The 20360-nt window shown below is 42.9% G+C and carries 19 protein-coding genes; 6 read left to right on the top strand and 13 right to left on the bottom strand.

The genetic code is table 11. From position 1 onward, the window contains the following. Positions 1-219: 219 nt before the first annotated feature. The 6 genes from QZ574_RS08905 to QZ574_RS08930 form a co-directional block, all read right to left on the bottom strand. Positions 220-1062 (bottom strand): DUF2202 domain-containing protein, encoded by an 843-nt coding sequence (locus QZ574_RS08905; RefSeq protein ID WP_297088963.1) that lies wholly within the window; start codon positions 1060-1062, stop codon positions 220-222. Between the two features lie 47 nt (positions 1063-1109). After that, on the bottom strand, positions 1110-1697 hold the full coding sequence (locus QZ574_RS08910) for a hypothetical protein (protein WP_297088965.1): 588 nt from the start codon (positions 1695-1697) through the stop codon (positions 1110-1112). A gap of 94 nt (positions 1698-1791) precedes the next feature. Beyond that, on the bottom strand, positions 1792-2325 hold the full coding sequence (locus tag QZ574_RS08915; RefSeq protein WP_297088967.1) for a periplasmic heavy metal sensor: 534 nt from the start codon (positions 2323-2325) through the stop codon (positions 1792-1794). 3 nt (positions 2326-2328) lie between these two features. After that, a complete protein-coding gene (locus QZ574_RS08920; RefSeq protein WP_297088969.1) occupies positions 2329-2757 on the bottom strand; it encodes a zf-HC2 domain-containing protein in 429 nt (142 codons plus the stop codon). 49 nt (positions 2758-2806) lie between these two features. Beyond that, positions 2807-3388 carry a sigma-70 family RNA polymerase sigma factor gene (locus QZ574_RS08925; RefSeq protein WP_297088971.1) on the bottom strand — a complete coding sequence of 194 codons (582 nt, stop codon included), beginning with the start codon at positions 3386-3388 and terminating at the stop codon, positions 2807-2809. 39 nt (positions 3389-3427) lie between these two features. Next, positions 3428-4243, bottom strand: coding sequence for a DUF4405 domain-containing protein (locus QZ574_RS08930; protein ID WP_297088973.1), 816 nt, complete (start codon positions 4241-4243; stop codon positions 3428-3430). Positions 4244-4370: 127 nt separating this feature from the next. On the opposite strand from QZ574_RS08930, the gene QZ574_RS08935 reads away from it, so the two are divergent. From QZ574_RS08935 to QZ574_RS08945, 3 genes are all read left to right on the top strand, one after another. Further along, positions 4371-4559, top strand: coding sequence for a hypothetical protein (locus QZ574_RS08935; protein ID WP_297088975.1), 189 nt, complete (start codon positions 4371-4373; stop codon positions 4557-4559). A gap of 91 nt (positions 4560-4650) precedes the next feature. Continuing rightward, a complete protein-coding gene (locus QZ574_RS08940) occupies positions 4651-5031 on the top strand; it encodes a DUF1801 domain-containing protein (protein ID WP_297088977.1) in 381 nt (126 codons plus the stop codon). 32 nt (positions 5032-5063) lie between these two features. Then, positions 5064-5468, top strand: coding sequence for a DUF1801 domain-containing protein (locus tag QZ574_RS08945; protein WP_297088979.1), 405 nt, complete (start codon positions 5064-5066; stop codon positions 5466-5468). A gap of 100 nt (positions 5469-5568) precedes the next feature. Here QZ574_RS08945 and QZ574_RS08950 read toward each other — a convergent pair whose 3' ends face one another. The 5 genes from QZ574_RS08950 to QZ574_RS08970 all read right to left on the bottom strand — a co-directional run bounded on the left by QZ574_RS08950 (position 5569) and on the right by QZ574_RS08970 (position 14713). Continuing rightward, positions 5569-8649 (bottom strand): CusA/CzcA family heavy metal efflux RND transporter, encoded by a 3081-nt coding sequence (locus tag QZ574_RS08950; RefSeq protein WP_297088981.1) that lies wholly within the window; start codon positions 8647-8649, stop codon positions 5569-5571. Between the two features lie 20 nt (positions 8650-8669). Continuing rightward, the gene (locus tag QZ574_RS08955) at positions 8670-9866 is read right to left on the bottom strand and encodes an efflux RND transporter periplasmic adaptor subunit (RefSeq protein ID WP_297088982.1); all 1197 of its coding nucleotides are present in this window, start codon (positions 9864-9866) and stop codon (positions 8670-8672) included. Positions 9867-9949: 83 nt separating this feature from the next. Continuing rightward, positions 9950-11194, bottom strand: coding sequence for a TolC family protein (locus tag QZ574_RS08960; protein ID WP_297088983.1), 1245 nt, complete (start codon positions 11192-11194; stop codon positions 9950-9952). Between the two features lie 170 nt (positions 11195-11364). Next, the gene (locus tag QZ574_RS08965; protein WP_297088985.1) at positions 11365-12237 is read right to left on the bottom strand and encodes a pyruvate, water dikinase regulatory protein; all 873 of its coding nucleotides are present in this window, start codon (positions 12235-12237) and stop codon (positions 11365-11367) included. 91 nt (positions 12238-12328) lie between these two features. Further along, positions 12329-14713, bottom strand: coding sequence for a penicillin acylase family protein (locus tag QZ574_RS08970; protein ID WP_297088987.1), 2385 nt, complete (start codon positions 14711-14713; stop codon positions 12329-12331). 73 nt (positions 14714-14786) lie between these two features. On the opposite strand from QZ574_RS08970, the gene QZ574_RS08975 reads away from it, so the two are divergent. Further along, entirely contained in the window at positions 14787-15230 is a 444-nt protein-coding gene (locus QZ574_RS08975; RefSeq protein ID WP_297088989.1) for a DUF2147 domain-containing protein, read from the top strand. 66 nt (positions 15231-15296) lie between these two features. Here QZ574_RS08975 and QZ574_RS08980 read toward each other — a convergent pair whose 3' ends face one another. Beyond that, positions 15297-16076, bottom strand: a complete 780-nt coding sequence (locus tag QZ574_RS08980) for a hypothetical protein (RefSeq protein WP_297088991.1) — start codon at positions 16074-16076, stop codon at positions 15297-15299. An 84-nt stretch (positions 16077-16160) separates the two neighbouring features. On the opposite strand from QZ574_RS08980, the gene QZ574_RS08985 reads away from it, so the two are divergent. After that, on the top strand, positions 16161-16865 hold the full coding sequence (locus QZ574_RS08985; protein WP_297088993.1) for an MBL fold metallo-hydrolase: 705 nt from the start codon (positions 16161-16163) through the stop codon (positions 16863-16865). 14 nt (positions 16866-16879) lie between these two features. On the opposite strand, the gene QZ574_RS08990 is transcribed toward QZ574_RS08985, so the two are convergent. Next, positions 16880-17782 carry a hypothetical protein gene (locus tag QZ574_RS08990; protein WP_297088995.1) on the bottom strand — a complete coding sequence of 301 codons (903 nt, stop codon included), beginning with the start codon at positions 17780-17782 and terminating at the stop codon, positions 16880-16882. Positions 17783-17988: 206 nt separating this feature from the next. On the opposite strand from QZ574_RS08990, the gene QZ574_RS08995 reads away from it, so the two are divergent. Then, complete coding sequence (locus tag QZ574_RS08995) at positions 17989-20322, top strand: TonB-dependent receptor (RefSeq protein ID WP_297088997.1); 2334 nt, start codon at positions 17989-17991, stop codon at positions 20320-20322. Positions 20323-20360: the final 38 nt, after the last annotated feature.

Consider the following 20360-nt stretch of genomic DNA (forward strand, 5'->3'; position numbering starts at 1 on the left):
CCTGTCTGCGGTCATTTTATACTTCTCGATTTTTCGAGCTTACAAATTTATATTTTATTGGGAATAATAGGACGAGAAGAAACATTTTCGTTAGTTTTTTAATACTTACATGAAAAACACCCCCTTTTGTCGCGGGCACTTTTAACAAAAAGCTTATAAAAAATTAAAGGCTGTCGGTACCGACAGCCTTTAAGTGCTAAAAAATATATTTTGCAATAACTATTTGTTCCCGTTTGAATTGCCTTGTGCACTTCCCTGATTGCCATTGGCTTCATCAGCTCCAGTGCTATCGCAATCCTCATTCGGGGTGTTACCATCATTCCCATTTTCTGCTGCATTGCCCTGGTTGTTGCCTTTATTTCCGTTGTCATTCTCATTTGCCGAAGTGCCCTTACTGTTTTCATTTTCGGCGGCAAGAATTTCTGCCAGTTCAGCTGCGGTAATGTATTGCGCTTCGTAAGTGGCATTTTGGGTAGCCAATGCTCCAACAAATGCACGCATATGGTTTTCCGACCCTTTTAGCAGGTTTTGATAAACCCCTGTTATATCGGCGCTTGAAGTTTCTTTTAACAGTTCCTGTAGGTCGAATATATCCAGATCTTCAATGGTTGCACCAACTGTAAGTGCCTCAACCAAACCTACCGAGCCCGCTTCAATAAGCGCTGCATACAAAGCAGCGAATTCCTCATTCGAAAATTCGCCGGCAACCTCCAGTGCTGGATCTTCAATACCATATCCATTTAGAAGATTTAAAACCGCGTTGGTATGGGCAGCTTCACTTTTTGCAATATTTTCGAATATAGCCTGGCCGTATAATTCATAAAATTTAAGGTAAACATCGTGCGCCAGTTTTTCTTCTTCGCGCATTAAAACCAGGCCGGATATGTCGGCTTCTGTTAGTTCATCTTCAAATGTACATGAATCGCCTGGTGTGCTATTCATTTCCAAACTTTTATCGGCCAATGCCATCGATTCTTCAATTTGTTCCGATTCGGAACAAGCTGTGAACAAGAAGCTTGCTGCCGCAACTGCTAAAATTGTTATAAAATTTACTTTTTTCATGATCTGATTATTTAATTGTTTTGTGACTTCCTGATGTTGTTTTGTTCTTAATTAAATCCCTTTTCTTCAATAACTTCAAATTCCGCTTCATTTATGGTGTCGGTGTTGCTGTGCTGGCAGTCGGTTGAGTGGTTATGCTTATTCCCCCGGCCCGTATGTCCCTGGCAATTGCCAGTGTGGTTGTGGTTTGCGCGCGCAAGAGTTCCATGTCCGTTTCCATTCCCGGAGTTATTTCCTTGCCCTCTTCCCACGTTCTGATTTCGTCCGTAGCCGACATTGGCATGCAGCCGGCTGTATTGCTCCTGTTGTTTATCTGTTAACAAATTCTGAACGGCTTTGCGATGCGCCTCAACGGTTTTCAGCATTTCGGTTCTGATTTCGCTTTTTTCAACAGCATTGTTTGTTGAACGGCGTTTTGTACGCAGTGCTTCCATCGTTTCGTGGTGCGCTGCTTCCATTTTATCAATTTGTTGGTGCTGCTCTTCGGTAAGGCCCGAAATGCTGCTTAAACAATCGCTTTTGGGGTTTTGGTTAAAACCATTTCCGTTTCTGTTTCCTTGTGCAAAAGCTGTTGTGCTTGCTAACACCAGGGCAAAGATCACCCAGGCAATGTTTTTTAACTTGCTAGTTTTCATCTGTTTAAAATTTTAAGATTTAAAAATGAAACGTATGATGAATTTTATTGGCCATTTTATTTCATCCCGCTTCCGATAATGATTTTACGTTTGTTTATTCGTTAATCGGCCTGCTGCGGTGGCGCCCACCACGTTGAGGCAATGAAACATCTTCTTTTGATTTTGTCATCGACAGGAAAACATCATTCAATTTTTCCTGTTGTTCTTCAGTGCAAACCTCTTTCATATCGAGGTAATAAGCAATAGTTAAATCCTTAAGCTCGGCGTGCAAGGCTCCAATTTCGGTTGAAATAGCTTTTAGTGCCGTGCTGTCCGGATAATTTTCTCCCATTTCTTCAACCATTGTAACCCGCAGCTCGGTCATTCGGTCGGAAATTTCCCGTGCATTTCGGTTGTAGGCGCGGTTTAAATTCCGAAATTCATCCATTTGATCGGCTTGCAGGTTCAGCTGCTCGCGGAAAAAACGTGTCCGTTGTTCCGAGGGCATCTCTACCTTTTGTCTGGCGGCTTCAGCTGCCTTTTTATCCTGCTGTTTGTGGTACCAAAACGAAATACCCATCGACAAGTTGGTGCCCACCAGAATTACAATAACCCAAATTAGTATGCGATATGTATTTTTTGTTGCCATGTATTATTCCATTAAAAAAGTTTCAATAGGCTCGGCGTCCAATTCGTTCCAATAGGGTATCAACTCCTGTGCTTCAGCGTTATTACCGGCATTTATAGTTGGAGTTTGCCCCAGTTTAAAACCTCCGTAAACTCCCAATAGCAGAATAACTGAAAATGCTACCGGCTGTAAAATCCGCACCAAAACGGGCCGTGCTGCCACTTGTTTGCCGGCTGTGTTTTCGAGCCTTGCCTTTACCCGTGTAAAAAAGAAAGGATTTTCGTCTTCTACCTTATCGGCTTCGATAATACTGAGTGTTTTTTTCATTTCTTCGGCAAAGTGCGCACAAGGTGCACATTGTTTCAAGTGCTGCCGTACCTGCTCCATTTCTGAAACCGGGAGCTCCTGCTCTACGAAGAAAATTAATTTTTTATGTGCCAACTTACAGTTCATCTTTTCAGTATTTGTTTATATGACACGCTCATTTTTAAAAACTTGCGTTTTATATGCACTTTTTCTTGTAACACTTATACAATTTTTTTTGCAGTCCCTTTTTGGCCCTGAACAGCAGCGATTCGACCGACGAAACCGATAAATCCATTACTTCTGCAATCTCCTGGTACGACAGTTCTTCGTACTTGCTTAAAGTAAAAGCTACTTTTTGCTTTTCTGGCAAACTATTTATGGCCTCTCTCAGCATTACAGCTCTTTGTTTGTTTTCGAGGTCGTATTCGGGCTCATCGGCAGCGGCCCCCGGCACTTTAAGCAATTCGTTGTTTTTAGCGGCTACTTCGTCTTCAAACGAACGAAACCACTTGTGTTTTTTATTATCACGAATGTGGTTTAACGAACGGTTTACCGCAATTCGGTACAACCAGGTTGAAAGTTTGGCATCGGCCCTGAAATTTTTAACATTACGATACACCTCAACAAACACATCCTGGGCAATATCCTCGGCATCTTCGCGATTGTGCAACAACCCATAACAGGTGTTTACCACCAGTTTCTGATGCGTATCAACCAACTTTTTAAAAGCCAGTTCGCTGCCTTGTTTCAGTTGTTCTATAATTTCGGTGTCTGACATTCAGGATATTAAAATACCAATTTCAGAAAAAATACGGCACTATTCCGACAGGATTTTGTAAACATCGCGCGGTGGAAGATTATTGTTTTCGCCAATGGTGCGCAAGGTTTCGTTGGCTTGTGCATTAATATTGTTGGCTTTCAGAATTTGCAGCAATTCGTCGCTTGTTTTATTCAGCTCTTTTGCAAAATCGTCAATGGTTTTTCGACCAACCCCCATGCCTTGTCCCTGGTTGGCTGGCTTTTTGGCCAATATTTCGTAAATGTCCATTGGCGTAGTGCGATTGGTCTCGGCTATTTGCTGCAAGCTTTGGCTGTGGGTATTGCTGAAGTGTATGTTATGGCTTTCAAGTTTTTGTGTGAGCACGCTAACTTCACCAATTTCGAGCTGTGCGGCCAGTTCGTCGAGGCTTAACAATTCGGCATGCGCCACAGGTGCCCGTTCTTCTGTTTTCTCCCACGAGTTGGTGGCATTTTCACCCAGCACCATAATGGTTTTAAACGGCGGTACAGAAAACACGGTTCCGAAGAAAAACACCAGTACCATGAGCACCGAAAGTGCCAGCTCTTTTTTCTTATTAAATCCTTTGCCCGATTTTGATTTAATGTAGGATACAAAGGCTTTCCAGTTTACCGAGAACAGGTGAAAAATTGAAAGCACAATAAAACCCAGCGAGAATATTGTATGAATGGCCTGCCAGCCTTCTTTCGAGAACCCCGCCAGCTCCCAGTTTACCCAATGAGCGTAGCGCCCCGGAGGTGCCACATATAAAATTACACCCGATACCAGAATAAGCAGCATAGCCCAGGTTAATCCAAAACTTATAAATGCGCGCCAGCTAAATTTCGATTTCATATCTACTAAAATTTTGTTGTTTAGGGTTGGACACCACTACATTTAAAAACTTGCGCGGGGTCCTGAAAATTGAAAAAATCAACCGGAATCACTAATCATTATATTTAATCCTCCCGGATGCTGCTCAATGGAACCATCCCCGGGACTATTCTTTATGACGAATGCCTTTTTCTATTACGACTGGAGTCAAATGATGGAACAGATAACTTCAGGCTCACGAGGCATTGCGTGGGATACAGTGCTTCGAAATATTCAGGATTTGATAAGCAAAATTATTTTGCAAAAAGAAGCCAGTGGAGGAAGATGTAAAAATTAGGTATTAAAATCCTAAAAACAATAGATGAAAATACCTGTTATGCTGTTCATACCACACCAGCTTTTGCATAAGGAAACATAAAAGAAAAAAGATGAACGACTCCAAGAAATATAAAACGGTAGATGAATATCTTGACCGTCAGTGCGAAAAAACGAAGGAAAGGTTGATTGAACTTAGAGATTGCATTTACCGGGCAGCACCAAACGCAATTGAAATGATTAATTATAACATCCCTGCTTATGCCTTAACCGAAGGGGGCAAACGCGATCAACAGATTATGATAGCCGGGTATAAAAAGCATATTGGTTTCTATCCACACCCGACAGTTATGGAGAAATTTGACCAGGAACTTTCGGGCTACAAGAAAGGTAAAGGTTCGGTACAATTCGCAGTTGACAAACCTCTTCCCAAACATTTGATTATAAAAATGGTTAAACATAGATTAGCACTCATAAAAAAAGGAAAAGTTTAAATTGCCTGTTGCTGCAATAATGAAACCAGACTATGGAAAAACACCGTAAACCACTTTCAACAAAAAAGCCTCCAGTTGCTTCGAACAACCATACCATTATTGAATATTGGATGGCAAACGGAATTATGCCGGGGATTCAACCGGTTATAAAATCAATAGATAAGCTGATTACTGATTCAATTCCGAATCTTCAATACGCCATTAAGTGGAGCAAAGCCTATTACGGCTCAGAAAAACTTGGTTGGTTTATTGAACTTGCAGCCTATCATGTGTCAGCCAATATTGTGTTTCTGAGTGGTGCAAGCTTTAATCCGAAACCTCCTCTTGGAAATGACGAGCAGTCGAGATATATTAAAGTGAATACAATTGAAGAGCTAAATAACGAAGAGATTCTGGATTACATTGAACAGGCAGGGCGTACAAATGGTTGGAAATAACGAAAACAAACCACCAACTGTTTTTAAAAATAAAACCTTTACCAATCGTCTTCAGAGTGCTGGTCTCACTCAAAGTAAGAATCGCTCTATTTAATACCGGCTATACTTCTTTAGCCGGAACCTTCTTTCGCTCCATCCAATAATAAGCTATAGGCAGTACCAAAAGGGTTAAAAATGTAGAGGTTACCAAACCGCCAATTACAACGGTTGCCAGCGGGCGTTGTACCTCGGAGCCAGGACCTGTATTAAAAGCCATTGGAATAAAACCCAAACTCGCTACCAGGGCCGTCATCAACACTGGGCGCAAACGATCTACCGAGCCTTCAATTACCAGTTTTCGCAGGTCGCCTTTTTTCTCTTTCCGCAGTATGTTTATATGATCGACCAGTACAATACCATTAAGCACCGCGACTCCGAACAGGGCTACAAATCCGATACTTGCGGTTACCGACAAATACATACCTCGTACCCACAACAAGAAAACACCTCCTGACAAGGCAAATGGTAAGTTCAGTAAGATCAGCAATGCGTATCGCATTTTTCCGAAGTTCAGGTACATTAAACCAATAATGATAAAAATGGAAAGCGGAACAACCAACAATAAATGCCGCATTGCCCGGCGCTGATTTTCAAAAGTACCGCCATAATCGATAAAGTAACCCGATGGAACGCTGGCACTTTTATCAATAGCTTCCTGTAATTGTGCCACGTAAGTTCCCAAATCAATATCCTTAATGTTTATCCCAACAATTAATCGGCGCCAGCCGTTTTCGCGTTGTATTTCGCGGGGGCCTTCCTGCAGCTTGATGTTTGCCACACGTTTTAACGGAATGTAGCCACCACCGGGCAAATGCACGGGTACTTCGGCAATCATAGGCAGTTCGTTTCTAATATTTTCGGGGTAGCGTACAACAATACCAAAATGGCGTTGCCCTTCGTAAAGTTGTCCGGCTTCCTGACCGCCAATTCCGGCTTCCACCACTTTTTGCACATCATCCACATTTAACCCGAACGATGCCACCGCTTCTCTGTCGATATTAATAGTAAGGTAGGGTTGCCCCACCGATTGTTCCACATAAAAATTATCGGTTCCGGGAAGGCTACTCAGCAGGGCCGAAATATCAACTCCAATCTGATCGAGCACTTCCAGGTCTTCGCCATAAATTTTAACGGCCAAATCAGATTTCACCCCACTTGTTAATTCATCAACACGCATGGCAATAGGCTGGGTAAAGTTGTAGGCCAGGCCGGGTTCGGTTAGCAGGTAGGGTTCAATACGGGTAATAATATCTTGCTTGGTAACCCCTTTGGGCCACTCTTCAATGGGTTTTAGCACCACCCACACATCGGTTTGGTGCACACCCATCCAGTCGTTAGCCAAATCAGAGCGTCCGGTTTTGGGCACTACGGTTTCAATTTCAGGAATGTTTTCCATTAGTTTTCCGGCCAGCCAGTCGGCATTTTCCATCGATTCTTCCAACGTTACCGAGGGCATCCGTACCTGTTCAATCAGGATGGAGCCTTCATCAAGCTCGGGTAGGAATTCGGTGCCGAGGCGGGTCATTAAAAAAATGGAAACCAAAAAGATAGCCAGTGCCGAAGAGCCCACAAACCACAGGCGGTTCATGTTCTTTTCCAGACCCTTTTGGTAGCGTGGCCGCATCCATTCAATCAGGTAATTTCGTCGAACTTTCACTTTTTTCCGAAAAACAATTGAAGCCATAGCCGGCACAAAAATTAAAGCCAGCAATAGCGAACCAAAAACGGCAGCTGCCACAGTTATTGCCATTGGCCGGAAAAGAATACCCTCCATTCCTTTAAAGGTCATTATAGGCACATAAACCATCAGAATAATGAGTACCCCAAAAAAGATGGGCCGCACCACATGGTTGGCAGCTTTGCGTATTACCTCGTCCTTGTCTTCTTTTTTGTTTTTCTGCAGGTCGTGTACAATGTTTTCCACCATTACAACCGACCCGTCAACCACCATTCCAAAGTCGATGGCTCCCAGGCTCATCAGGTTAGCAGCCAGTCCGAATTCGCGCATACCAATAAATGCAAACAACATAGAAAACGGGATGACCATAGCCACAATGAGTGCACCTGAGATTTCGCCCAGTAATAATAAGAGCACTACAATTACCAAAAAGCCCCCTTCCATTAAGTTGGTTGATATGGTTGAGGTGGTTCGTTTAATCAAATCTGATTGATCGTAAAACTTTTCAACGCTAACCCCTTCGGGCAGGCTTCTGTTTATTTCTTCTATTTTATCTTCAATTTCGGCAATTACTTCGCGTCCGTTTCCGCCCCGCAACATCATAACAATGCCGGTAATTACTTCACCTTGTCCGTCTTTTGTTACACCTCCCTGTCTTATTTGCTTTCCTTCAACAACCGTTGCCAGGTCTTTTATAAAAATAGGTTTGTTATCAATATTTTTTACAATAATATTTCGCACATCATCCATACTGCTAATCTGGCCTACCCCCCTGATAATATACTGCTCACCATTGTGTTGAATGAAATTTCCTCCTGACACACTGTTGTTTTGGGCAATAGCATCCATTACCTCGGAAATGCCAATATTGTAGGTACGCAACAACCCGGGTTGAATTATTACATTGTATTGTTTAACAAAGCCCCCGAACGAATTTATTTCGGTAACTCCTTTCACAATTTTTAGTTGAGGGGCGATTAGCCAATCCTGAATTTCGCGCAATTCGGATAAGGAGTAGCTGTCGCCTTTAACAACATACTGGTAAATTTCGCCAAGTGCTGTTGATATTGGCCCCAACGAAGGACTTGAAACTCCCGGAGGCAGTTCGTCGATTATTGATTGCAGGCGTTGACTAACGATCTGACGCGCAAAATAAATGTCAGTACCCTCCTCAAACTCAACGGTAACTGCCGATAGTCCGAATTGTGAAATAGAACGCACCTCTGCCACACTTGGCAGGCCGTTCATGGCCGTTTCAATGGGATAGCTCACCAGTTTTTCTACATCGAATGGCGAATAGCGACCGGCTTTGGTAATCACTAATACCTGAACAGGCGTAACATCGGGCTGCGAGTTAATGGGCAGGTTTATTAGCGAGAAATAACCGCCAATGGCCATAAGTAAAACAAGAGCCAGGGCCACATATTTTTGACGAACACTAAATGTGATAATATTTTGAAGCATCACTTGACGGTTTTTAAGTTTTATTCTTCAGAAATTAGTTCGAAACGAGACAAAGCTTTTAAGCTGAAAACTTTTGTAACAGCCACTTCTTCGTCGGGCATTAGCCCCGAAGCCACATATACGTAATCATCTGCAATTTCTTCAATCTCGATGGGCCGACGCTCAAAAGTATTGGCATCCTTTTTTACAAAAACAACAGCCTGGTCGCCATCATAAGTAAGTGCCTGTAACTTTACGGCAATAATTTCTTTTTTCGATTCAGAGGTTATAGACAACCTCAGGTTTTCGCCCGGTTTTGGCCAGTGGTTGGTTGATGGCACAACAATGTTCACAACTACCGAACGGCTGTTTTCATCCAATCCCGGGTTAATGGATGTAATTGTTGCCTCGATAAGCATGTCTTCCTGTTCGCGTTTTGTTAGCACTACTTTATTGCCCGGCTCAACCAGTGTGGCATCGCCAGGCGAAAGGTAACCGCGCACCAGCACCTGCCTGGTATCGAGCACACGCGAAAGATTCTCAAGAGCATTTACCGATTGCCCCAGTTCAACAAAGTTTCTCTCGATAACACCATTTATGGGCGCTAAAATCTTTAAGGTGGGCTCCACATTACCCGAGCTAGAAAATTGCTCAATCTCGCTTGTTGATACCCCAATTGCTCGCAGCTTGGCATAGCTTGATTTGAATGCTGCCGAAATCCTTTGATATTCGGCGGTTGCTTGCTCCAACTCATTGGCCGAACTTATTTTTTCATCTACCAGTTGTTTTAAGCGAGCCAGGCGGCTTTTTTGATAGGCCTCCTGGGCAAAAGCCTGCAGGTATTCCGAAATCAGATTGCCATACTCAAGGCTCTGAATACGAAACAACTCCTGGCCTTTATTCACCCAATGGCCCTCGTAAACCTTTATAGCTGTAACCTGCCCGTTTATTGGCGTACTTATAATACTAGAATGACCCGGTGCCGGAAAAACAACTCCCGGTGCCACCAGCTGATGGTCGATATATTCACTTTGAATTCTTTCGGTTGTTACAGCCAGTTCCTCCCGTTCTTTGTCAGAAAGCTTAACCAACATAACTTTTCCGGTGTTTTCTTTTAACGATGGAGGAATTTCCGCCGGGGCTTCAGCCTGCGTTTGTTCTTCTTTTGGGTTTGAACTACACCCCCAAAAAGAAAGGGCCAGTACGATGGCAATAATTTGTACAAAATAAGTTTTCATTTATACCTAGTATTTTGTGTAAAAAAGATTTCCTGCTGAGCTGATGTAAAACCAACATTCACCGGGCACTCCTTTTCAATAGTTTAATAAATTAACTCCTGGTTTATAAATTGTTCCAGGGCAACCAACTGCAGATAATAATCGCGTAATGCGGTTAAGTAACGCTGCTCGCTTTTTAAAAATATTTGTTGTGCATTTAACAGCTCCAGTAAATCTATTTCGCCCAGCTGATAGGCTTTTAACGACATGCTTTGCAGGCTCGAGGCCCGCTCTTTCATTGACGAATGATAACGGGTTACAATAGAACGGCTTACCGAATAATTGTGCCAGGCATATTCAATTTCCTTTTTCATATTCAGCTGAATTTCCTTCTGGCTCCACAGCAACTCATCCTTTTTGGCATGTGCCATTTGTATTTTCCCTTTCTGCTCAAAAGGAAACCAGATGGGAATGCTAAGGCCCAGTTCAAATCCATTAAAATCATATCCCGTTCCGTAGTCTTGTTTATACAGGCAAAACCTAACATCGGGCAGAATGTTGCTTTTTGCTTCTTTCAAATAAAAATCAGAAGCATTTAGCAGGTTTACCGATGCCTGGTAAGCGGGTTGCTCTTCCTGAACCGCCAGTGCCTGAATTTGTGAAATATCAATGTCCGTTGCATAAAGTGTATCAGCAAAACTGATACTGTATTTCTGCTCTTCAATCGCCAGGCCAATCAAATTAAACAATCCATAACGAGCCTGGTGCAAAATCCACTCCGATTGATCCAGGTCATTTCGGGCTTCATCGAGTTGTATCTCGGCATTGGCCAGGTCGATACCATTGCCCATACCGGTTTCAAACTTGGTATAAACAGCATTGTATAAGTTTTGTGCCAGGTTTAACTGGTTTTGCCTCGACCGCTGTAAATACAGGGCATAAATTACTTCAATGTATTTGCCCTTTACCCGGGCACTCACTTCTTTCTCTTTTGCCCGAATTACATTTTCCTGGGCCTGCACCTCTTGTTTTAGCGCTTTTACGCGGTACACTGCCGTTAACGGAAAATCTATTTCCTGTGTTATCGCCACCCGTTTTTCTGCAAACGGAGCAGTAGGGTCATCACTAATCCCCTCTTTAAAGTAGCTAATTTCGGGAGCTGCAATTCCGGTATTGATGCGCCATTCATTTTCTTTTTGCAACAATCTTGCCCGCAGCTGATTCAATTCGGCATTATGCTCAACTGCCTTGCTTACGGCTTGCTCAATAGTTAACAATTCGTTTTGCCCATAGGCATCAGCAATAAGAAAGAAAAAGAAAAGCAAACATGTTGCGCTTAGTTTAACCATGGTTTTTATGAATTTAACAATCAAATTATTATGCATGAAGTTACAAAGTATACGGCAATTTGTTTATACGATATTGTATAAATATTCTATTTGCCTGAACACAATCGTCTGCTCATACTTGTGAGCTTACGTTTATAATTTGACACGAGAAGAATAAAAAACCTGCGTTTTTATTCCGATAGTTTATCCTGGGCGTTGTAGGGCGATTTTAATTTACGTCCACGGTAGGCAAAGCGTTTCGACATGTATGCTAAAATTTCATTCGCGGTGCTTTCAATAGGTTTATTAGAAACATTAACTACGGTAAACCCTCCACGGTCGAATATAAACATGGCTTTTCGTATTTCTTCACGCACAGCCCTTTGGTCGATGTACGACTCCAGGTGATGATTATTCCAGCCTGAGATTCGTTTTTGGCGATGTGCAATGAGCTGACTTGCACCAATATGTAATCCGAATACACGTTTAGGATCTACCTGAAACAATTCATCGGGGGGATTAACACCGGGCACCAAAGGTACGTTGGCTACCTTCCAACCGTACATAGCCAGATAAACGCTAAGTGGTGTTTTCCCTGCCCGCGACACGCCGGTTAATACAATTTCCGCATTTCGCAATCGCTGAGGGCTCATACCGTCGTCCTGAGATAAGGTAAACTCAATGGAATCAATACGATCAAAATACTGGTAGTTAATCTCGCGGTACAAACCCGGATGTACCAATGGTTCAACATCCAACTGCTCATCCAGGTACTCGGCCAGTTCACCCATAAGATCGATTACCCGCACCTTAAACTCTTTACACAGCTCGTTTATTTTGTTGCGCAAATCAGCATTCACCATGGTATGCGCAATCAAACCATTATCGGCTTTGGCCCTCATAATAATATCAAAAACCTCATCTTCGGTGCTCACCTGCCCGATAATTTCAACAGGTACTTTATTTTCAGGGTACTGAATTAATAGTGATTGAACCAGGTTATTTCCGGCGATTCCTCTCCCTCCGGAAACGACATAAATAGGTGCAGGCGTTTTTTTGCTCATAACTTGAAGTTTGTAATATCAAGAACAGCACGACCCGCGATTAAGTTTAGCCCCCGATGAGAAATATCTCCCGTATCACTACCACTAATTTTTAAGGCACAAACTGCATCTTAAAAAGGGCATGGCTTTGCACCGCCTCTTTTTCAAACCAATCAGGATGATACTTATTATTGATATACATTTCGGTTTGATCAAGGTAGAACTCGCTGGCAGGAATTCCACTGGTGCCTGTTGGAATAATCGTTTCCGATTGATTCCAGTTTGCTGTATTGTAAATGTGCCTGTGCGAAGCACCATGAAAAGTTTCGTAAAGCCGGGTAAATGAATAAGAATAAGGGCAAACCGTATGATAACTGCCGGGCATTTCAAAAGGCCCCCGGTTAAGGTTAAATGCCTTGTTTAAAATCGGTACAACTCCCAGCGGATGCTTAATGGTAAAGGTATGCATACGGCCCCACTGCCACTGCTCAACATCCGTTCCGAATTTCTGAATTAATTCTGAAACAGCTTCCTGAAAGGCCAACTGAATGATATCGTCGAAAGTCTCTTCAGCATCGGTCATTACATCATCTACCCAGACCGAATGCCCCCTGGCAAGCAGATTTATCATTAAATTTTCGAGTAACATTTTTTGTCCGCGAATGCCTTTAAACAATTCGGGCGACAATTCATCTTTTACCAGGTTTTCCATTGTTTTCCGATACAGTACTTCAAAAATGGCTGCCGACACGCTGTTTCGCGTGAGCTCATAATCCCAGGCTTGCAAGTGGCTGAGTGCCTCTTTTTCAGTTTCGTTTAAATCAGCTGATTTTTGCATAGCTTCTAAAAATACAGGGCTCAGTTGTTCGGCTGTTTTCGATTTCCAATCGGCATGCATAGCTTTAAAATCATCGGTATCCAATTGATCTTTGGCCTCCATCATTTCTCGAATCCGGTTAATACGGCTTGGTGTGGCAAACCAATGAGAAATATAGTGCGGATAATCATTAGGCACGGTTTTGTTATTGGCCGAGGAAACATAACCCCGCTCAGGATTAAATTCAAAAGGCAGCTCTTCAAAGGGAACAAGGCCCTGCCAATCGTACTTGCTGCTGTCGCCGGGGTAAATCTGTATGCCCGACCCCAAACGAATGGGTAGTCCGGCACTGCATTGTAAACCAATATTTCCGTTTACATCGGCATAAACAATATTTTGGCTTACCGATTTAAAGGTGCTTACCGCACTTCTGAACTCGCTCCAGTTATTGGCGCGGTTTAACAAAAAAACGGTGCGAATTTCGTTGCTCATTTCGTTGCCCAGCCATCGTATTGAAAGCGGCGTTTCCTTCTCCTCCTTAAAGCGATTAACCAAAGGTCCGCGGTGGGTAAACTTAAGCTCTTCAACAAACGCTTCAGCGTCCTTGGTGCGAATTATTTCCTGTTGGATTAACAGATCGTGCCAGGCACCATCAAACCAATATTTGGTAGAGTCTTTGTTCAATTTTTCAGCATAAAAATCAAGGTCGTCAACCATTACATTTGTCATTCCCCAGGCAATGCTGTCGTTGTGTCCGCAAATAACAAAGGGTTGTCCGGGAACCACCACTCCGGTAACATTCAATTTACCTTCAACAACCTGGTGCATCTGGTACCAAATTCCGGGCGAGAATAACCCCAAATGCATATCATTTGCCAGCAAAGGTTTACCGCTTTTACTTTTTTTACCGGCAACGGCCCAGTTGTTGCTCCCGTTAAAAATTTCGGCACCCAGTTCTTTCAGGTTTTTGGTAGCCGCCAGCAATGTTGCCGATGCTTCAACTTTAATCGTTCCAAACTCAGGGTAAATGGTTGTTTTATGATGCTCCAAATCAGGAATAAGTTCAGCAATTTTCTCGTCGGAGACTTCGGTGCGCAACTGATGCAAAAAATACTCGGTTCCCCATCCCATCGATAGGTCCCACGACATGTAACCAATAAGATTAATGGAATGTACGGGTTCCCAGGGTTCGGGCTGGTAACGCAGCACTTTAAATTCAGGAGGTAGCGGATTTTGGGAAATGTATTGATTTACACCATCAGCATAGGCCTGTAGAGCCTCAACAATTGCCGGATCTGATTGCGCCAGAATCTGCTCTGATTTCTCCTGAATACGCAAAGCCCGCATCAGCAGGTCGGTTTCCAACTGGTCTTTCCCAAGTATTTCAGACAAACGCCCTTGTGTAACCCGGCGCAATAAATCCATTTGCCACAGGCGATCCTGGGCCATGGTAAAACCTATTGCCCGATACAAATCGGCTTCGGTTTTTGCATAAATATGTGGTATGGCTTGCCCATCGCGAAACACCGAAACCCCTTGAGAAAGCCCGCTTAGCTTTACATCCTGGTTATAATCGGGCAGCGCCGATGTTTTTATATTTTGCAAAATAATAAAACCAACAATAATAACCAGTGCAAAGAAGCCAAGTACCCCAAGCAGAATGCGTTTTACGGTTTTCATGTGTATAAAATAAATGATTAACTCGATGAATTTTCTATATTTATTCCATAAAATTAATTCAAAATCAGACATTATGAAGAAGTTACTAATTCTTTTTTTCCTTGGCATTTATGCTTTGGCGAGTGTAGCACAAGAAGCCGATAAGATTGTAGGCATTTGGTGGAACGATGAAAAAACAACCAAAATTGAGGTGGAAAAACAAGATGGCAAATACATTGGTACTATTGTTTATATGATTCCGGAAAAGTACGAAAACGGAGCGCCACCAAAGGATGATGAAAACCCTGATCCGGCTTTGCGCGACCGCTCGGTGGTGGGCATTCAAATTCTGAAGAACTTTGAATACGATGCCAAAAAGAAGGAATGGAAAAACGGAACCATTTACGACCCAAAATCGGGGAAAACCTACGATTGCTACAGCTGGATGGAAAGCAACGATGTGCTTAAACTTAAAGGTTTTGTTGCCGGAATTCGAATGTTGGGAAGAAGTTCTGAATGGTATCGTACTTCTTTGTAAGAAATGATAAGGATTTAAGGTTCAGCAATATATCTCAAAATTGCTGAACCTTAAAGCTTTCAGCTTTTATCCCGAAACCTGCACATCAAAACCGGCATTGCGAACACGTTCGGCAATGGTATTTAATTCTTCCAACGAAACTTTTTCAAGTGTATCAATGGGTGTATCGCGTGCAATGGTGTAAATCATTACCTGCAATGGTTTTATTTTTTTCAAAACCCCGAGCCAGGCAGCTATCTCCTGCTCGGTAGTATTGTTAATTGTTTGCCCTTTCCAGGTGCCCCGTACAAACATGGTTTGAATAATAACTTTTCCGTTAAAAGCAACCAGCTGTTCGATGGTGTTGGCCAGATTAAAATTGCCTTTGGGGCAGTCCAATAGTTTTACCGTTGCTTCAAAAGCCGAGTCGAGCTTTTGAATATTATCGCGGATTTTTAACAAAGCATCAAAAACTGGTTTCCGGTGAATCATTGTAGCGTTTGATAAAACAGCAATTCGGGCCTTGGGTGTAATTTCGTTGCGCAGGGAAATGGTATCGTCAATTATACCTGCAAATTCAGGGTGCAATGTTGGTTCTCCGTTACCGGCAAAAGTAATTACATCGGGCAACTCGTTGGCAGCTACCATTTCGTGTAACTTCACCTCCAGCCTTAGCCGCACATCGGCCCGCGATGGGAAAGTAACTTTCTGCTCATACTCACGCGGGGTAAATCCACATTCACAATAAATACAATCAAACGAGCATACTTTGCTGTCGGTTGGTAATAAGTTTATACCCAACGACACACCCAACCTGCGGCTTTTTACCGGTCCGAAAATTATTTTATCAAATAAAAATGTTGCCATAGGCGCAAATATAACATCATTTTATAGGGGGCACTACCTAATGAATGATGGATTTAACTTACCTTCGAAAAAAATAATTTCAGGATGCCAAACATTAAAATCATTCAGAAAAGAATTGGCTATTCCAACGCCACGCTGCTGGTTAATGGACCAAACAGTGTGCTTATTGACACAGGGGTTAAGGGCAACATGAAGAAGATTGAGCTGATGTTTAGGCAGGCAGGCATTGAACCCACCGACATTAAAGTTATTGTGCTAACCCACACCCACTACGACCACACCGGCAACCTGCCCGCACTGGTTGAATATACCGGTGCTCAGGTTTTGGTGCATAAAAACGAATTTCGGAACCTGCAACAGGGTTTTACCCCCATACCAAAAGGCATTGGCCGCTACCCACGTTTTATTTCGGGTATTGGCCGCAAACTAATGCCGCGGTTTACTTCGCCACCTGCATTTGCCGCGCAGCTGGTAAACAATGCTTTTTTTGATTTAAACCCGTGGAATATAAAGGCAAAAGTTATTCCTACGCCCGGGCATACCTTGGGATCTCAATCGGTAATAGTTGATAAAAGCCTGATCTCGGGAGACACCTTTGTAAACATGCGAAACGGACAAATTTTCCCTCCTTTTGCTGACAACCCGGAGCTTTTACTTCAAACCTGGCATGAACTTTTCAAGCTCGGAATTAAAACCATTTACCCCGGGCATGGCAAAGCTTTTCCGGTTGCAAAAGCAATTGCAGAGTATAAAAAATGGTGTAAAAAATTTACACCGGCTTACCGGTAATTATAAAATACAGCTTATCTGATCTCGAAAGTAGTTTCGCCAATTTCGTTACCATCGGCAAAAAGATTAATGGTATAATTCCCCGGCATTAATTCCGGTTCGTTGGTATTGTCCCAAAAAATAGCAACCGGCAAATCTTTGCCTTCATAAACCACTTCGCGCATGGCCGAATACTGGATTTTCAAGTCCTCAAACTGAAAAACATCGTTCTCGGATTTTACCATCAGCAATTGATCGGGACGCATTATGCGGGCGTAAATACTTTTTGGCCCTCGTTTGGCGGTGGCATTTTGCCCTAAAACAAAGTAAATTCGAACTTTTGCAGTACGTTTGGCAAAGCGGGTTTCTTTGCTTCGCGTATTTAATGGCGTTGCCACCAATTCGCGTGCTTCAAGCATGGCTGCCCGTTTCAGGTTTTGTTGCAGGCGCTCTTTTTCTTTACTAAGTTGCTCGTTTTGTTGTTCAACCTGCTTGTATTGTTGTTTAACCTCCCTGTTTTCAGCCATCAGCTGTTCGTTTCTTCGGTTTAACGAATCAATCTGCACTACAAAGTCGCGCATAATACCACGTAGGGTAGTTACTTGTTTCTGGTAGTCTGAAATTTTTGAATAGCTAACTTTTTTGGTTTGCTCCACCTCCAGCAACAGATCTTTTACTTTTGCCTGAGCAACAAACAACTGCTCGTTAATCGTATCGTTCTCGGTTTTTAGCGAATCGTAACTCATGGCAATTTCTGTAAGCTCAAACTGTATCGAATCTTTTTCCTGCTTAATTTCGTTTACAATTACCTGATGATCGCGGCGTTGCATAAAGAACAACACCAACACCACCACTAAAACTATAGAAAGAACAATAACAATAATATTGTTTCTTCTGTCTTTCGATTCTTTTTGCATTGCATCAATCTGGCTACTCATAAACTCAACTCTTTAAATATTCCTGCCATTAAAACGAAACAAATTTAACAATCTTTTACCCGGTGGCAAACTCCAGCCCCTTTGAAATTTACAATTGAATATTTCTATGTTGCCTGCGTTAAATCTATTTAGAAAAGCTCTAAATAAGTTGCCTGAGCAATCAACAAAACTTACTTTTGCCTGTGCAAAAAAATAAATCGATTGCGATGAATAAAATAATATTTATACTCCCACTTCTATTGCTTTTTTTTACCAGCCATATTTTTGCTCAGGACGACCACTCTGATGCAGTAATTATCGGGCACGTTGTTTCAAAAGGCGAGCACATACCGTTTGTAAATATTTTTTTGGAAGGTACTAAATACGGAACCACAACCGATGTTACCGGACATTACATGATGGTTGATCTTCCGGTTGGCGAATATACTCTGGTTGCCAAAATGATTGGATATAAAGAAGACAAACAGCAAGTGGTTTTAAAAGCCGGCGAAACAGTTGAGATAAAATTTGATTTGGAAGAAGATGTAATACACATGGACGAGGTGGTGATTACCGGCACTAAAACGTTTAAGCGGCAAACCGAAAGTGCAGTTATTGTGAATGTGCTGGATGCAAAAACCATTGAAAAAGTAGCGGCACAAACCATTTCCGAATCACTGAGCTTTCAACCCGGGCTGCGCATGGAAACCGACTGCCAAACCTGTAACTACACACAGTTAAGAATGAATGGCCTTGGAGGCGCCTACAGCCAGATTTTAATTAACGGCCGCTCGGTATTTAGTCCATTAACCGGACTTTACGGTTTAGAACAACTGCCTACCGAAATGGTAGAGCGAATTGAAGTGGTACGCGGTGGTGCCTCGGCTTTATACGGAAGCAGCGCCATTGGCGGCACGGTTAATATTATTACCAAATTACCCCAACGAAACGCCTACGAAGTTACCACCAACAACACCATTATTGGCAGCGACGCACTCGATTATAATGTAAATGCTACCCTTACTGCCCTTTCGCAAAAACGTAACGCCGGCATGGTTTTGTATGCTTTCCATCGTAACCGCGATGCCTTTGATGCCAATGATGATAATTTTTCTGAACTGCCAAGCATTACAAACAATTCATTTGGTATAAATTCCTTTTTTCAGCTGGATGAAGACCAAAAAATTGAAGCTAATTTTTCGAGCACACACGAGTATCGCTTTGGAGGAGAGATGATTGACGGCCCGGCATATCTTGCGCAGCAATCGGAAGAACGCACGCACGATGTAATAATGGGAGGAGTAGATTATACCTACACTCCGAACATGCACACCAGTTTTGTATTGTATGGGGCAAGCCAGTACACCAAACGAAAGCATTACACCGGAATTGCTCCTGACGGGGGCGATGACTTGCAGGATTTTAACAATGCTCCTCCTTACGGTAACTCAAAAAACTATACCTACCAGTTTGGAGCACAGCTAAATCACGCCATTAGCGACTTTGCCGGAGCAGGAACCAATATTTTTACTTTTGGCGCCGAGTTTGTTAGCGACGATGTTTTTGATGAAATTGAAGCCTACGATTACCTGATTGACCAGACAGCCAACAACTTTGGAGCTTTTGTTCAAAGCGACTGGTCGATAACACAAAAAACAACTTTGCTGGCCGGAATTCGTGCCGACAAACATAACTTTGTTGATAACCTGATTCTTAACCCACGTGTTTCGCTGCTGATGAAGCCCAATTTAAACACCCAGCTGCGTCTTTCGTGGTCTACCGGGTTTAGGGCGCCACAAGCCTTTGATGCGGATATGCACATTGCATTTGCCGGAGGGGGCATTCAAACCATCCAGCTGGCCGACAATCTGGAAGAGGAACGTTCGCAAAGCTTAAGCGCTTCGTTAAACTGGGACAAACCAAACGAAAAACACATTATTGGCTTTACCATTGAAGGTTTTTATACCCAACTAAAAGATGCATTTATTTTGGAAGAACTTGCCACTGATGCTTCGGGAAATTCAATTCTCGAGAAACGTAACGGCGGAAACAGTAATGTTTATGGTGCAACTTTTGAGGCCCGTGCTAATTTTAACCGTACACTTCAACTGGAAACCGGAATTACGCTGCAGAAAAGCCAATACGATGAAGCGGTAGCCTGGTCGGAAGAACTGCCCGGAACGAAAGACTATTTGCGCACCCCGGAAGCCTATGGCTATTATACGGTGACCTGGACTCCTGATAAGCGTTTCAGTGCGGCCTTGTCGGGGGTATACACCGGCTCTATGCTGGTACCGCACTACGGCCTGGCAGGCGATGCAGGAACCATCGAGCAAGATGAATTATTTGAGTCGCCTACGTTTATGGACATGACCTTAAAACTGGGCTACACCATTGAGCTGGAACGTATTGATTCATCCATTGAAATTTTTGGAGGACTTACCAACTTGCTGGATGATTACCAGACAGATTTCGACAAAGGAAAAAACCGCGACAGTGGCTACATTTACGGTCCTGCCAAACCCCGATCGGTTTTCTTTGGCATAAAACTGTTTAACTAAAAAAGGCTGCTGAACGAATCCAACAGCCTCTTCCTTCA

The organism is uncultured Draconibacterium sp., from assembly GCF_913063105.1.
GTDB lineage: Bacteria > Bacteroidota > Bacteroidia > Bacteroidales > Prolixibacteraceae > Draconibacterium.

Coding starts and splice junctions, on each gene's coding strand:
- QZ574_RS08905 (WP_297088963.1), bottom strand. CDS start 1,062: ATGAAAAAAGTAAATTTTATAACAATTTTAGCAGTTGCGGCAGCAAGC.
- QZ574_RS08910 (WP_297088965.1), bottom strand. CDS start 1,697: ATGAAAACTAGCAAGTTAAAAAACATTGCCTGGGTGATCTTTGCCCTG.
- QZ574_RS08915 (WP_297088967.1), bottom strand. CDS start 2,325: ATGGCAACAAAAAATACATATCGCATACTAATTTGGGTTATTGTAATT.
- QZ574_RS08920 (WP_297088969.1), bottom strand. CDS start 2,757: ATGAACTGTAAGTTGGCACATAAAAAATTAATTTTCTTCGTAGAGCAG.
- QZ574_RS08925 (WP_297088971.1), bottom strand. CDS start 3,388: ATGTCAGACACCGAAATTATAGAACAACTGAAACAAGGCAGCGAACTG.
- QZ574_RS08930 (WP_297088973.1), bottom strand. CDS start 4,243: ATGAAATCGAAATTTAGCTGGCGCGCATTTATAAGTTTTGGATTAACC.
- QZ574_RS08935 (WP_297088975.1), top strand. CDS start 4,371: ATGGAACCATCCCCGGGACTATTCTTTATGACGAATGCCTTTTTCTAT.
- QZ574_RS08940 (WP_297088977.1), top strand. CDS start 4,651: ATGAACGACTCCAAGAAATATAAAACGGTAGATGAATATCTTGACCGT.
- QZ574_RS08945 (WP_297088979.1), top strand. CDS start 5,064: ATGGAAAAACACCGTAAACCACTTTCAACAAAAAAGCCTCCAGTTGCT.
- QZ574_RS08950 (WP_297088981.1), bottom strand. CDS start 8,649: ATGCTTCAAAATATTATCACATTTAGTGTTCGTCAAAAATATGTGGCC.
- QZ574_RS08955 (WP_297088982.1), bottom strand. CDS start 9,866: ATGAAAACTTATTTTGTACAAATTATTGCCATCGTACTGGCCCTTTCT.
- QZ574_RS08960 (WP_297088983.1), bottom strand. CDS start 11,194: ATGGTTAAACTAAGCGCAACATGTTTGCTTTTCTTTTTCTTTCTTATT.
- QZ574_RS08965 (WP_297088985.1), bottom strand. CDS start 12,237: ATGAGCAAAAAAACGCCTGCACCTATTTATGTCGTTTCCGGAGGGAGA.
- QZ574_RS08970 (WP_297088987.1), bottom strand. CDS start 14,713: ATGAAAACCGTAAAACGCATTCTGCTTGGGGTACTTGGCTTCTTTGCA.
- QZ574_RS08975 (WP_297088989.1), top strand. CDS start 14,787: ATGAAGAAGTTACTAATTCTTTTTTTCCTTGGCATTTATGCTTTGGCG.
- QZ574_RS08980 (WP_297088991.1), bottom strand. CDS start 16,076: ATGGCAACATTTTTATTTGATAAAATAATTTTCGGACCGGTAAAAAGC.
- QZ574_RS08985 (WP_297088993.1), top strand. CDS start 16,161: ATGCCAAACATTAAAATCATTCAGAAAAGAATTGGCTATTCCAACGCC.
- QZ574_RS08990 (WP_297088995.1), bottom strand. CDS start 17,782: ATGAGTAGCCAGATTGATGCAATGCAAAAAGAATCGAAAGACAGAAGA.
- QZ574_RS08995 (WP_297088997.1), top strand. CDS start 17,989: ATGAATAAAATAATATTTATACTCCCACTTCTATTGCTTTTTTTTACC.